Annotated in this window: 10 protein-coding genes and 1 tRNA gene; 7 read left to right on the forward strand and 4 right to left on the reverse strand. The window is 38.6% G+C overall.

Annotation, left to right across the window (positions count from 1 at the left end):
* Positions 1-11: 11 nt before the first annotated feature.
* The 4 genes from NMK93_RS00255 to NMK93_RS00270 all read right to left on the reverse strand — a co-directional run bounded on the left by NMK93_RS00255 (position 12) and on the right by NMK93_RS00270 (position 5,126).
* Positions 12-662, reverse strand: coding sequence for a hypothetical protein (locus tag NMK93_RS00255; protein WP_185218571.1), 651 nt, complete (start codon positions 660-662; stop codon positions 12-14).
* Between the two features lie 2 nt (positions 663-664).
* On the reverse strand, positions 665-1,537 hold the full coding sequence (locus NMK93_RS00260) for an SDR family oxidoreductase (RefSeq protein WP_185212802.1): 873 nt from the start codon (positions 1,535-1,537) through the stop codon (positions 665-667).
* A gap of 2 nt (positions 1,538-1,539) precedes the next feature.
* Positions 1,540-2,307 (reverse strand): enoyl-CoA hydratase/isomerase family protein, encoded by a 768-nt coding sequence (locus tag NMK93_RS00265; RefSeq protein WP_185212803.1) that lies wholly within the window; start codon positions 2,305-2,307, stop codon positions 1,540-1,542.
* 149 nt (positions 2,308-2,456) lie between these two features.
* The gene (locus NMK93_RS00270) at positions 2,457-5,126 is read right to left on the reverse strand and encodes a hypothetical protein (protein WP_254526723.1); all 2,670 of its coding nucleotides are present in this window, start codon (positions 5,124-5,126) and stop codon (positions 2,457-2,459) included.
* Positions 5,127-5,231: 105 nt separating this feature from the next.
* Here NMK93_RS00270 and purD point away from each other — a divergent pair, with 105 nt between their 5' ends.
* The 7 genes from purD (at position 5,232) to NMK93_RS00305 (ending at position 14,205) form a co-directional block, all read left to right on the forward strand.
* Positions 5,232-6,506: a phosphoribosylamine--glycine ligase gene (gene purD / locus NMK93_RS00275; protein ID WP_254526722.1), complete on the forward strand. Its 1,275-nt coding sequence runs from the start codon at positions 5,232-5,234 to the stop codon at positions 6,504-6,506.
* A 97-nt stretch (positions 6,507-6,603) separates the two neighbouring features.
* Positions 6,604-6,675 (forward strand) — tRNA-Glu (locus tag NMK93_RS00280).
* 457 nt (positions 6,676-7,132) lie between these two features.
* On the forward strand, positions 7,133-8,617 hold the full coding sequence (locus tag NMK93_RS00285) for an HAD family hydrolase (RefSeq protein ID WP_254526721.1): 1,485 nt from the start codon (positions 7,133-7,135) through the stop codon (positions 8,615-8,617).
* A 79-nt stretch (positions 8,618-8,696) separates the two neighbouring features.
* The gene (locus NMK93_RS00290; protein WP_254526720.1) at positions 8,697-11,108 is read left to right on the forward strand and encodes a sensor histidine kinase; all 2,412 of its coding nucleotides are present in this window, start codon (positions 8,697-8,699) and stop codon (positions 11,106-11,108) included.
* Positions 11,101-11,751 (forward strand): hypothetical protein, encoded by a 651-nt coding sequence (locus tag NMK93_RS00295; protein WP_254526719.1) that lies wholly within the window; start codon positions 11,101-11,103, stop codon positions 11,749-11,751. Before NMK93_RS00290 ends, NMK93_RS00295 begins: the two co-directional genes overlap by 8 nt.
* On the forward strand, positions 11,744-12,358 hold the full coding sequence (locus NMK93_RS00300) for an HNH endonuclease (RefSeq protein WP_254526718.1): 615 nt from the start codon (positions 11,744-11,746) through the stop codon (positions 12,356-12,358). Before NMK93_RS00295 ends, NMK93_RS00300 begins: the two co-directional genes overlap by 8 nt.
* A 2-nt stretch (positions 12,359-12,360) precedes the next feature.
* Entirely contained in the window at positions 12,361-14,205 is a 1,845-nt protein-coding gene (locus NMK93_RS00305) for an N-6 DNA methylase (protein WP_254526717.1), read from the forward strand.
* Positions 14,206-14,212: the final 7 nt, after the last annotated feature.

The raw sequence follows: 14,212 nt of genomic DNA on the forward strand, positions 1-14,212 counted from the left end.
GTAATTATTAATTAGGCATCGCAGTTGCCATAAGAACGGTCCAGTACAGTTACATACCAAGAGCCTTCAAACTGTTTAACATGGAAAACCAAAAAGTGTTCATCCGTCGGGTTTAAAATAACGCGATAACTGCCATCTTCTAATTTGGAAACCCTTTCCAAGGTCTTATCATCGTACTTAGCTCCATTGAATTCCCCTTGGTACTTCATGATGGTATCCAGCAGATGCGTCACGCTGGTTGCGGTCGTATCGCTAGAGAAACCATATTTGGTCCATTTATCCGTATCACATAGAAATTCAGGCAATGCCTCAAAGGTCAAGGTCTTGTCGTTTTCAAAAGTAGTATAGGGATAGGATTCGGGAACAGGATTTTGAACATCAAAGCTGTCCACTAATTTGAATTCATCCATCACCCCAGGACGATAGATGATGGCAAGTCCATGCTCAGGATGGATCAAGGCATTGACCTTTTCATTGTCTTGGCTAAGGTAGGCACGCACAAACCTTGTAATCACCTCCGAAATCTGTTGGATCTCCTCAGGTTGGTTCAGGCTTGCTCGGGTGACCGTGTCCTGATGGGCTGTTGCTGTTTTTGATGAGTTATTACAGGAACCTAATAGCACAATAAAGGCCAATAGTCCCACTGCGTAATTTTTGATCATGATTATTTGTTGTTTTTCCGGATAGTTTGCTCGATTGTATCCCACATTTCTGAAGGGATGGCCTCCATGCCATTCATCTGACCGGCTCCTTGTAGCCATTCTCCTCCGTCTATGCTGATTATCTCGCCATTGATATAACCTGCAAAATCAGATATCAAGAAAGCTGCCAAGTTTGCCAATTCCTGATGTTCTCCAACACGTTTTAATGGAACTCGGTTCTTAAAGTCAAATTTCTGGGCCAATTCGCCAGGTAGTAGGCGGTCCCAAGCCCCTTTGGTAGGAAATGGTCCGGGAGCAATCGCGTTATGACGGATGCCATATTTTCCCCATTCAACTGCCAAGGATTTGGTCAAGGTCACCACACCGCCTTTAGCAACGGCCGATGGTACCACATAGCCCGAACCTGTGAAGGCATAGGTCGTCACGATATTCAGTACGTTTGCTGCCTGTTTCCTTTCGATCCAGTGCTTGCCAAACTCCAAAGTACAGTTCACCGTACCTTTTAGGACGATATCGATAATGGTAGAAAAAGCATTTGCAGATAAACGCTCGGTTGGCGAGATAAAGTTCCCCGCGGCATTGTTCACCAATACATCAACCTGCCCGAAGATCTCGATGGCTTTCTCGCGCACAAGTTTTATCTCCTCCGTATTCCTGATATCACAGGCAACAGGTAATACTGGGTTTCCGGTCTTGGCCTGGATTTCTTTGGCAGTTTCTTCCAGAACATCCAGTTTACGGCTCGTGATGACCACGTTGGCCCCCAATTCCGAAAAATAGACGGACATCGCCTTCCCCAATCCAGTTCCACCACCGGTTACTACCACTGTTTTACCTTTCAGGGCGTCCTGCTGTAAAGCTCCTTGTACTGCCATATTTATGATTTTTTAGTGAGATTGTCGATTATTGCTTTCAAGATTGCCCTTGTGGACGGTGCCCACCAGCGCTCTAGGACCTGCTCAATGGCAGCCCCCTTGGTTTCTTTTACCTGCTGCAAGAGATGCTTGCGGATATTCAACTTCGAAGCCCTCCATGCGTTGGGCTCAAACTGCAGGTATTGCTTGGCCTTTCTGGCTGCAGTCGTCTGGATGCGGTCAAAATCAACGACCTCATCAACCAAACCTGCGTTCAAAGCCTCCTGCGGAGTCAATAGCTTGCCTTCCAATAAGAATCGCGCCGCATTGCCTGAACCGATCCAAAAGGCATAAAGTTCAAAAATACTGCTAGGGACAATGATGCCTACTGGCACCTCATTTAATCCGATGATATATTCTCCAGCCGCCATTACTCGGTAATCGGAGCAAAGGGCCAACACACAGCCTCCTGCTGGACTATGTCCTGTAACCGCCGTGATAAAAGGCTTAGGGAAAGAGACCAGTTCTTCGATCAGGTCAATGAACTTTTCCCAAAAGGCCTTCATCTGTGCCTCGTCGTATTGAAAGAGCGTGATCAGGTCCAGGCCTGAAGTAAAGAAACCTTCTTTACCTTGAAGGACAACGGCAAAAACGGATGGATCTTCCTTTAGGGATCTGAATGTAGTCGTGATTTCCTCGATCATTTCCAGATGCATGGCATTGGATTTTCCTCGATCTAATTGAATGTAACAGATGTTCTCTGATACTTGAGTATTTAAGAATGTACCCATATGAATTCCATTTGTTAAGTATGGAAATTTACGGAAAAATTAGACGTTATGATAAAAAATTAGCGCTTATTATAAGGTAATGTGGAGATATATTGATGTTAGAATAAGATTATCAAAAGAATAGGCCCAAATGAATGGGCCTATCTCTATTATTTAACTTCAAACTCTATTATCCTTCTCAATATCCTGCCATTGAAGTCCAAGCCCTCAATGATCATTCTATAGGTTCCAGCCTCATCCGAAGTGTAAAAATCAAAATGAGCAATTCCCTTTTCATTCGATACTATCCCCGGTTCCCAGTGTATCGTCGTTCTAAGGTCCGTTTGGAACTGGCTTTCCGAATTCGTTTCATAGACAGGTTTGTAAAATTCCTTGGTCAAAGATATTCCTCTTGGCGAAATCGAAAGGATTCCCGTTGGCTGATAGGCCGAACTACGTGCGTCCCTGCCTGTTTTGGACGTGATAATGATCAAACCATTGCCGCCGTAGCTACCGTAGATGGAGGTGTAATTAATGTTCCGGAGCACCTCGACGCTCTGTATATCGATGGGGTTGATGCTGGATAGCATATCACCTTCCACATACATCCCATCTATCACCAGCTGCATCGGTCCATTGCTACGCGTGCTGTAAGGAATTCCTCCACGGAATACCACACCGGTCAGCCTGCCGTTTAGACACATCTCCAAACTAGGGCAGGTAGTAAGGTCTTCCGCTGTCAATACCTGATCCGCATTGCCAGAACCATTGAGGTTGGACGAATTGGCGGCCGCTTTCGGACGTTGTGCCCGCACGGTAACCTCTTCAATCTGGAATACCTTTTCCATGATCCCTTTTTTCTCCAATTGCTCATAGAACTTTTTGCTGGCCAGCAATTGATCCGCATTCAGTTTGTTGATGTCATTCAAGATCAAGGGCAGGTTCTTTCCGAAGTTTATGGCAGGCTCCTTAAAAGGGTTCGCAATGATGTCCACAAAGTTTTTCCCCTTATCATTCCTTGCCGACAATAAAAACTTGACACTGTCCGGAAACAACAGGTTCTTAAAGGCAAACTCACCTTCCGCATTCGCCGTGGTATCCAGGTAATCCATAAAGTTATTCGTGGATATCAGCTGTATTTTCGCATTGGGAACCGGTGCCTTTCTGCCCACCTTATTGATGCTCCCTTTGATGGTAATCCCTTTCTCTTCATCGAACTCCGCTTTTGAATTGCTGAGCGAGTCCAATTTATTGATCGAAATCTTCCTCCAACCCTGCGTCAACATCAGGTTGTCCAGATCCGCCGCCTTGACCGTACCATCGGCATTGAAGTAGAAACTTGGCTTCTCAATGAAACCTTTGATATCTGCATTTAAAAAGAGCGAGCTTAGTATGCTCACCGAGTTGGGAACATCATCGCTGTAGTTCTTTAGGTTAACGACAGAAGCCGATAATGCAGAGAAGCGAATGCTATCCTCCGTATTCCCAATGGTAATCTCCGTGTTCACCTTTTCCCTTAAGCCATAACTGTTCTTGTTCAATTTCACTTCAGCGGGTAAAATGGACTTTTTATTATAGTTGAATATAGCCCTTTCAGAAAGAGGTAGAAAATCCTTGTTCAGCAAACTCACTGTCAGAACACCCATAGGCAGGTCCTTACGCGGCACATTGAACAGGACATTCGCCTGGCCGGCCTTATTCTTGGCCATATAGTAAATCTTGCCTAGATGTTGCACAATGAGGTAGAGTTCCTCATTGTTTATCTTCCCTTCAGCTATATTGACCTGTGCAAAGACCTTATCCGAGTTGCTGTTGTTGATGGCCAAGGAGATATTGTTTCCGGAAACCGCATCTATACTGATGGTCTTTTGGCTGCCATCCTCAAATTTAGTCTGTATCTGGTAGCTTTCACCCTCCTCAAAATAACAGGGTGCAGAACCCATTCCCAGTTCGTTGGTGCTCAGCACGGCTGCGGTATCTTGTTTCGAATTGATGATCGTGATATCCGCCTTTATGCCCAATCCTTGCGGATTCAAGGTCTTAATAGCTATCCTATTCAGTTCATTGCTGACGATTTGCCCGCCCTCCATAAAATACTGGACCGAATTCCCAGAATCAAAGGCATTCGTATTGATCAGTTTCTTGACAATGGATCCATCTAAGTTCTTGAAACGAATCGAAAGCGGTTTCCCCCGATTTTTATCGGTCACCTTGATCCTGATGCTCCCATCAGGCTGCATGGACTCCCGACCTCGGTCGACTACCTTATCCCCGTCCATAACCGTATAGCCAACAGAAGTCTTTTCCCAACTTTTGTTTTCTGGGTTTTCGAAATTTAAGAGATAGAACTCATTTTCCCCCTCCTTGATAAGCTTGCTGCTGCCAATGATATTGTCCGAACGGACATTACCGATATTCAGCACCTTCTCAAAATAATAGTCAGAACTGCTGTTCCGCATCCAATTGCTGTACGCCCGCATGCGGTATGAACCTTCTACCAAGGTGTCCGCAAGCAACATATCGCCTACAGATACGCCCGTAAACAGGGAATTGATCTTTTGTGACACAATCTCGCCCGTCGGGCTGATCAATTCCACATAGGCAATATTGGATAGAATGGAGAGTTGATTTTCCAGTCCGATCGTCGAATAGATTTTGTACCAGACGGTTTCTCCGGCACCGTAATTATTGCGGTCGGTTTGGATGTGGATCTTTTCCTGAGGGAATTTTCCTGCATACAGATCCATCTTTTCTTGAAAGGATTCTGAAGTTTGAGCAGCTAGTGGATTAAATAAACTGATAAAACACAGGAAAGCCAAGATGGCTGTGAGTTTCTTCATAATTAAGTCGGCTAAATCCTTATAATTATACGAAAATTTGTAAAGAATCTATGTAAATATTTTTTTTGGGAGCGGATTTCTCATCTGCTTCAATATCTTTGCGGTATGAATATTCTGATCATCGGCTCTGGAGGTAGAGAGTCTGCCTTTGCCTATAAAATCTCGCAAAGCCCTAAACTAAGCAAATTATTTATCGCTCCTGGAAACGCAGGAACTGGACAGTACGGTGAAAATGTACCTCTAAAAGTGACCGACTTTGAAGGAATCGCTGATTTTGCTTTGAAAAACCAAGTGCAAATGATCGTGGTAGGTCCAGAAGAACCATTGGTGAAAGGTATTCATGACTTCTTCCTTTCTAGGGAAGACCTAAAAGATATTGCCATTGTCGGCCCGCAACAAGAAGGCGCCCAGTTGGAAGGATCCAAGGATTTCTCCAAGGAATTTATGATCCGCCACAATATCCCAACCGCTGCTTTCAAATCCTTCAATAAAGAAAACCTAGAAGAAGGCTTGGCATACCTAGATACCCAAAATCTTCCTATCGTTTTAAAGGCTGATGGATTGGCGCAAGGAAAAGGCGTATTGATCATCGATAATTACGAAGAAGCGAAAACGGAACTGAAGGCCATGATCAATGATGCTAAATTCGGTGCCGCTAGTGATGTCGTGGTCGTAGAAGAATTCTTGAAAGGTATAGAACTTTCAGTTTTCGTATTGACCGACGGGAATGATTATAAGGTATTGCCTTCCGCAAAAGATTACAAACGTATCGGCGAAGGGGATACAGGATTAAATACAGGCGGTATGGGTTCGGTATCACCGGTTCCTTTTGCAGATCAGGCATTTTTGGACAAGGTAGAGAGCCGCATCATCAAACCTACCGTAGATGGACTGAAAAAGGATAACATACCTTACAAGGGCTTTATCTTTATCGGACTGATGAATGTAGACGGGGAACCGTTTGTAATTGAATACAACGTGCGTATGGGCGATCCTGAAACAGAATCGGTATTGGTTCGTATCGAATCTGACCTCGTTGACCTATTGGAAGGTGTAGCCAATGAAGACCTGGCAACGCGCTCTTATACCGTAACCAATAAAACTGCAGCAACCGTAATGATTGTTTCCGGTGGTTATCCAGGAAATTACGAAACTTGCAAGCTGATCACAAACATCGAAAACGTGAAAGAATCCATCGTATTCCATGCCGGAACTAAACTTGATGGTCAGAATGTACTGACTGCCGGAGGTAGGGTTCTAGCCGTTACTGCACTAGAAGATGACCTATTCTCCGCTTTGCAACAGGCAACCGCTGACGCTGGACGCATCTTTTTCCAAGGAAAGTACTTCAGAACCGACATCGGATTCGATCTTATATAAAAATATCGGTTTAAAAGCCAATGAGTTATATTTTTGCCAGTGAAAATATTTTGGAAGAATAGATAAAGCTTCTATATTTGCATCACCAAAGCAAAATGGCCCGTTCGTCTAGGGGTTAGGACGCAAGATTTTCATTCTTGAAACAGGGGTTCGATTCCCCTACGGGCTACGGGAAAAAGCGACTTGAAAAAGTCGCTTTTTTTGGTTTTGGGGGATTGTATACTGCGCAAAATTTAAATGGTTTTGGATAATATCTCTTCCAAAATCTATGTCTTGGCCATCTGAAGATTGTCCAACGATACTTACCTGATTTTCATATCTGTTTCTTTTTAATTTATTGAGATTTTCAGCTGAGAGTAAATAAAATTAGGGAAATCAGTAGAATCAAAGGAACCTAATTAAACTTTTGATAGGAATGCCTTTTAACCTATCAATGAGATTTAAAATAGGGAATTCCTAATAAAAAGGATAAGAGCAATGAAAATACAATATCTAGAAGAGGATGTTCAAAAGTTCGAATCCAAAGTATAATCGAAAAAAGGTAAGGCCTGCCCAACTTCCACTAGCTCTATTGACAAATACTGTTTATGATTTCATACCTTTACCTATTAAATTTATCTATCAAAATGCAAAAGCGTGTAAACTTTGTTGTAACAGATTTAGATGATACCATTTGGGATTGGCTTAATATGTGGCATAATTCGTTTAGCCCATATTTAAATCGCATTAGTGCCGAGTTTAATTTAGACATTACAGAACTCAAGAATGACTTTAAACAACTTCATCAAAAGTATGGCACTACTGAAGCATCATTTATTATTGATGATTTAAAACAATTGAACGAACTTCATCTAAAGAAAATTTATGAAGAGACAAATGCTGGAAAAAGCATTATTCATGAATATTATTCCAATAAAAAAAATAATCTGTTATTATTTGAAGACACGCTTAAAACATTAAGTAGTATAAAAAGTTCTGGAGCAATGATTATCGGGTTTACGGAGTCCCATTCCTTCTATACAAAATATCGACTGAAAACGTTGAACATTGACGGATTGATTGACTGTATTTATGCGCCTGTCGATGCGGAATTACCTGATTCAGTAAAGAAATATTACCCAGAAGGCTATTGGGAACCTCAAAGAACTGAATTCAGGTATTTATCAAGAGAAGTAAAGAAGCCTAATTCAGAAATTTTAGAAATTATACTTAAAGATTTTAATGCTAAAAAGGAAAACACAATTTATATTGGAGATAAACTTGCCAGAGATATCTTTATGGCAAAGGAAGCTGGGATCACGAGTGTATATGCCCACTATGGAGATAAGACAGATGGTGCAGAATACGATTTGCTTAGAGAAGTTACTCACTGGTCTAATGAAGATGTTGAAAGGGAGATAAAGTTTAAAGCGGATTTTAAAGGTAAAACAATTATTCCAGATGTCGTTTTAGATAAGACAATAAAAGAATTAATGGATTCTTTTGAATTTTATTCTTTTGATCGGCGAGATAAACATGATAATATTAAGAGTACTGTTGAGGTTTGGAAGAAAGTGGTGGATGTTCAACAGCATTTCAACGATTTAGAATTAAGAATAAGAAACTACGCTTTAACTTTATTTACTGCAATTGTGGCAGGAATTGGCCTATTGGAAAAGGAAAAAATCCAATTAAGCTTAATAGGTTTGGACATTCCCGCCTCTACTTTACTAGGTTTTGCTGGTATCTTAACTTTGGTGGCGTTTTGGTATATGGATAGATACTGGTATCACAAACTATTATTGGGAGCAGTCAAACAAGGACAATATATAGAAACAATGCATGCCGGCGTACTACCAGAATTAGGTTTGACAACAGCTATTGGCAAATCAAGTCCACAAAAAATATCCTGTGGAAAGAAAATTTTGTTAACTATACATTCATCTAGTAAATATTGGATTTTTTATGGTTTACTGTTCACGCCTTTGATCATTCTAACAGTTGCTTTATTTTTTGGACACCAGTTAAGGCCCAAAGAGAGTATCTCGAAAAAGAATCACATACCTTCGATAATTGAAAAGAAGAGGGATTCAACCTCCAGTCTTATTGTAAAAGAATCTATTACCAAATAAACTAGAAATATATTAAGTTTGATAAAATTTGGCTTACCATTTAGTACTGTGTCAAGTATGGAGCAATAAACTAAAAGTTATGGGGAAAATATCATTTTCAGTTTCAGCACGTACAGCCAAACTTATTGGCCAAGAAAATTTTGCAACTGCTGAAGGTGCAGTTATTGAGCTGGTTAAAAACAGTTATGACGCCGATGCGAAGAACTGTGTAATCATCTTTGAAAATGACAGTAAATTTGCTAGTGAACCTACGTTATATATTATTGACAATGGCATTGGAATGACTGATGAAGTCATAAAAAAGCAATGGATGAAAATTGGTACCGATGATAAACTGCAAAATTTTAGATCTGATGGTGGACGCGTTAAAACAGGTGCAAAAGGGATTGGTCGATTTGCTTTAGACCGTTTAGGTCTTTCTTCAGAAATGCAAACAATCGCCCAACAAACCGAAAAAGGGGCATTATGGAGCGTTAATTGGAGCGATTTCGATAAACGTGGAATTTCGATAAGCGATGTGGAAGCTGATTTGTCAGAAATTAATAATCCTGATATCAAAAAAACTTTATTACAGAAATTTGAATCGGTTAAACCGATTATTGACTGTCTTAGTAGTATTGATTTTCAATCAGGAACTGTTCTAAAAATTAACCCGTTAAAAGATCGTTGGGATGAACATGCTATAAAAAGCTTATTTGACAACTTGGAGGTTCTGATACCCCCGCAAGAACAACCTGAATTTAGCGTTCATCTATTCTCTAAGTCGGCACCCTATGAATTTGGGCTGGTTAATAGTGCCTATTACGATGACTTTGATTATAAAGTGTTTGCAAAATATTTTGGGGACAAAGAACGAACCTTAGAAATTACTATAACCAGAAACGAGTTAGATATTGAAAAATTAGAAACTTCGTACAATGAAGTTTTCGAAAACAACTTATTAAAAAATTCCCCTTTTGATCTAAATACTATTAAGGAAAAAACATTTACGTTAACTAGAACTAAAGCAGACTTTCCAATATTCACCAAAGCAAATCAAGATCTTTTGGATAAATTAGGTGAATTTGAGTTCACTTTTTATTTCCTAAAAAATCTTATTGACAGCCACGACAAAAATAAATACCCATATAAAGATATTTCTCCTGCTAACAGAAGAGCGTGGCTAAATAAATTTGGTGGAGTAAAAGTATTCAGAGATGACTTTAGAGTACGCCCTTACGGCGAAGATGGACAAGATTGGTTAAAACTTGGTGAACGACAAGCTAAAAGTCCTGGCGGGCCTGGCCAAAAAATGGGGGGCTATAGGATTGGTCCAAATCAAATAGCAGGTACAGTAAAGATATCTCGAATTGCTAATGCTAGCTTTCAGGATAAATCTGGTCGGGAAGGGATACAAGAAAACGAAGTCTTTGAATTGTTCAGAAATGTGTTAATTGATATCATCGGTGTATTTGAGCGCGATCGTAACCTAATAATGTTCAGTTTATCAGAACTTTCAAAAAAGAAATACAAGGCCGAGGAAGATCGAAAAAAAGCAATAGAAGAAGCAGAACGAATATTACAAGAACAAGAAGTAGCGAAAAAAAAACAGGCTGATGATAGTAAAATATCCAGTAAGCCTGATGTAGCAATACCCCCAAGCACAACTAATAATACAAATACTGAAGTATTATTCGCTACAGCTACAATGGGCTACGAACAGGAACTTCAGGAGAAAAATGAAGAAATTAAACTACTTCGTGGTTTAGCAAGTGTCGGTCTAATTATATCCTCGTTTGCTCATGAACTAAAAGGCCTACGTTCTCGATTAGTTCCGAGAACAGATTTTTTAATCAAAGAGTTGAAAAAGCTTATCAATGAAGAGGCTTTATCTAAAACACAAAAAGAAGACAATCCTTTTTATATGTTAGAATTGATAAAGAATGAGGATTTGAAATTAAAGCATTGGTTGGATTATTCGTTAAGTACTTTAAAAAGAGATAAAAGAACACGGACTAACATCAATTTCGGAGACTATTTTCAAGATTTCGAAGCCAACTGGCGAATGGCATTGCAACAACGTAATGTGAAAATGAACCTAATGGGTGATAAAGACCCGAAAAACGTCATTCAGGCGTTTGAGGTAGATTTGGATGCTGTTTTTAACAACTTGCTCTCTAATACTCTTAGTGCATTCAAGGAAAAAAAAGGCTCCTACTCAAGGGAAGTTACTATTGCGTGGAAATTAATTGGTGAATTTATTGAGATTAGGTTTTCAGATAATGGTGCTGGACTAGCAGAAGAATATATAACAGAGCCAAATAAGATATTTGAATTTAACGAATCTTCGAAAACAGACCGTACAGGTAATAAAATCGGGACTGGAATGGGGCTCTATATTGTTAAATTGGTTATTGACGATTATAAAGGTGCCGATATTAATATTCTTCCAAGCACAGAAGGGTTCTCATTAGGTATTAAATTTGCGACTAGAAAAAATAAAGATGTATAAAATAGGATATATTGATGAAGATAAAGGTTGGCGTAGTACATTTCGCCAGTATCTGAAAGACGACTTTGAAATTGTTCTTTTTGACATTAACGAAGAAACCACTGTAGAGACGCTGGTTGATGACGTCTTTAATCAAGCTATGGATATGCTTGTAATTGACTTTCGGTTGGATGAAACTGGATTAGTCGATTTTAATGCTGATACATTAGTGGATAAAATCCAAGAAAGAAATTTATACTATCCTTTAATTATTCTTACCTCCTTTGAGTCAGATGCATTAGATCATTTAGAAAACGCAAATTTGGTTAATGGAAAGGATATGCTCAGTGGAGATAACAGCTCAAAAGTGTCAATTTTAAAACAAAAAATAAGCAAGATAGCTAATGATTACATATCTAAAATGAAAGAGACTGTATTGGAATTAGAAATTTTGGAAAAGAGGCGTGTTAAAAATGGTTTGGAACCTAATGAAGAAGACAGGTTTGTTGAACTTAACAATTATTTGGATAAAACTACTTCTGCCAAAGGTAGGTTATCCAGAACTTTTTATTCAGAAGATACAAATAAAAAGTTAGATGAACTCATTTGCAAGACAGAACAATTACTAAAACAAATAATGTTTAAGAACGAGCCAAATGCCTAATTTCAGAGAGACTTTACCGCAAAGAAGATTAAATCGGGCGGAATGTAAACATTACTCCTCCTATCTAAAGACACTAAGGGCAGACTTTCATCACAGGTGCGGATATTGCAATGATCATGATAAAATCAGAATCAGAAGCTTCACAATTGATCATTTTGTGCCACAAAATCCTGATGGATTTATACATAACATAAAGAACAACTACTATTATAACTTGGTTTATTCATGTAGATATTGTAATGCTGCAAAATCTAACAAGTGGCCTAGTAAAGATGCGGCTATTCATCATGACGCCAACGAGGGGTTTATCGACCCCTGTAATCAAGATTACACAGATCTTTTTAAACGAGAAAATTCGGGACGGATTATCGCCAATAACCCTGTAAATGCCCTATCAAATTATATCATTAAAGAGTTGAATCTTTGGCAGCCCATACACGAACGAATGTGGAAACTTGAACGAATAAAAGTTCTCAGCGAAGAGGTTAATAATAAATTGAAGCAGCTCCCAAATGGCGATCTTAAAGAATTCGTTAAAGCGCTTCATTATGAAATACTAACTGTATTAGAGTCAGTCCAGTCAAGTATCTTTATCGAGAACGATTAAATATGATTATTAGAAAAGAAGTATTTACCTTTTTGAAATCCTACTCAACCGAGCCGGATAAAATTAATCGACTTATAGTTTCCGCGTTTATTAAATCCAATAATATCGTTTTAAATAACAACAGGATTCTTAAAGAACTAATTATTAAGGAGAAAGACCATGATTATAATGCATTTCTAGAATTCATTGAAATCCAGGGTTTTTTAGGTTTTGAACAGTTAATAGAAATATTTGAGTTTGTTATATCTCCAGAAGAAAAAGTAATTACAGGGGCAATTTACACCCCACAACTAATACGGGATTTTATAGTAAATAACAGCATATCAGTGAATACCAATTTACAAAACTTCACCGTCTGTGATCCTGCATGTGGTTGTGCCGGTTTCTTGTATACCGCTGCAAAAAAGATAAAGGCTATTACGAAATCAACCTATAAAGTAATATTTAAAAACAACATCTTCGGCTTGGATATACAGGCCTATTCTGTAGAAAGATCGAAGTTATTGTTGTCGTTATTAGCATTGTTAGAAGATGAAGATGAGGAAGAATTTGAGTTTAATATTTTTTGTGGTAATGCATTAAATTTTAATTGGAGTTTTGCCATTCCCAATTTTGAAGGATTCTCAAATATAATTGGAAATCCGCCATATGTTTCCTCACGAAATATTGATGAAGAATCTAAAAGATACCTAAAAAATTGGAAGGTTTGCTCAACAGGACACCCTGATTTGTACATACCGTTTTTCGAAATTGGATTAAAGTATTTGAAGGATCACGGTGTGTTGGGATTTATCACAATGAATACGTTTTTTAAAAGTGTTAATGGTCGTGCATTACGTGAGTTTTTTCAAACGGATGGCATTAAACTTAAAATAGTTGATTTTGGGGGACAACAGATTTTTCAATCTAAGTCAACCTACACCTGCATTTGTCTTTTGCATAAAGAATTCTCTGAATCAGTCCAGTACACAAAATTAAATGACATTAAACAAATATTGAACCCTGAAAAAATAAGGTTTAACACAGTCCCTTATGATAAGTTAAATGCTTTCAACGGTTGGAATCTACAGGAAATCGAAATTATTGGAAAGATTGAAGGGGTTGGAAAACCTTTTGGTAAAAGTTTTAAAACCAGAAATGGAATTGCAACTTTAAAAAATGACGTCTATATTTTCACACCAATAAAAAAAGATGAGAATTATTATTTCTTAGAAAATGAAGAGGGAGTTTTTAAGATTGAAAGTGGCATATGTAAAGATATAATCAATCCAAATAAGTTAACTACTTTACAATCGATTGAAGACATCAGGAAAAAAATCATATTTCCTTACCAATATGAAGGAGATGTGGTAAAATTATTAAGAGAAGAGATATTCGCTAGAGATTTTCCTTATGCATATAAGTATTTATCGCAAATGGCTCCCAAGTTGGCGGGTAGGGATAAGGGTAATGGCAAGTACGAAAAATGGTATGCGTATGGTAGAAACCAATCGCTTGAAAGATTTAATCATAAACTATTCTTTCCGCATATCACCTCGACAATCCCCAGCTATATCCTAAATGCAGAACCGGATTTGCTATTTTATAATGGATTAGCAATCATTGGTAGGGATGAACGAGAATTGTTTTTTATAAAGAAAATAATGAGTTCAAGATTATTTTGGTTTTACATAGTAAACTCAAGCAAACCATATGGATCTGGATTTTATTCTTTAAGTCGGAATTACATAAAAAACTTCGGAGTCTATGAATTCAGTGAAGATGAAATCGACAAAATCATTCAGGAGAATGACATGACAAAGGTAAACAGCTTTCTTGAAAAGAAGTATGATATCCATTTACATTGATAAAAAG

Source organism: Sphingobacterium sp. LZ7M1, from assembly GCF_024296865.1.
In the GTDB taxonomy this organism is placed as follows: domain Bacteria; phylum Bacteroidota; class Bacteroidia; order Sphingobacteriales; family Sphingobacteriaceae; genus Sphingobacterium.

Bases quoted from the DNA above. Each gene is read 5' to 3' on its own strand.
- NMK93_RS00255 (WP_185218571.1), bottom strand. From the start codon at position 662: ATGATCAAAAATTACGCAGTGGGACTATTGGCCTTTATTGTGCTATTA.
- NMK93_RS00260 (WP_185212802.1), bottom strand. From the start codon at position 1,537: ATGGCAGTACAAGGAGCTTTACAGCAGGACGCCCTGAAAGGTAAAACA.
- NMK93_RS00265 (WP_185212803.1), bottom strand. From the start codon at position 2,307: ATGGGTACATTCTTAAATACTCAAGTATCAGAGAACATCTGTTACATT.
- NMK93_RS00270 (WP_254526723.1), bottom strand. From the start codon at position 5,126: ATGAAGAAACTCACAGCCATCTTGGCTTTCCTGTGTTTTATCAGTTTA.
- purD (WP_254526722.1), top strand. From the start codon at position 5,232: ATGAATATTCTGATCATCGGCTCTGGAGGTAGAGAGTCTGCCTTTGCC.
- NMK93_RS00285 (WP_254526721.1), top strand. From the start codon at position 7,133: ATGCAAAAGCGTGTAAACTTTGTTGTAACAGATTTAGATGATACCATT.
- NMK93_RS00290 (WP_254526720.1), top strand. From the start codon at position 8,697: ATGGGGAAAATATCATTTTCAGTTTCAGCACGTACAGCCAAACTTATT.
- NMK93_RS00295 (WP_254526719.1), top strand. From the start codon at position 11,101: ATGTATAAAATAGGATATATTGATGAAGATAAAGGTTGGCGTAGTACA.
- NMK93_RS00300 (WP_254526718.1), top strand. From the start codon at position 11,744: ATGCCTAATTTCAGAGAGACTTTACCGCAAAGAAGATTAAATCGGGCG.
- NMK93_RS00305 (WP_254526717.1), top strand. From the start codon at position 12,361: ATGATTATTAGAAAAGAAGTATTTACCTTTTTGAAATCCTACTCAACC.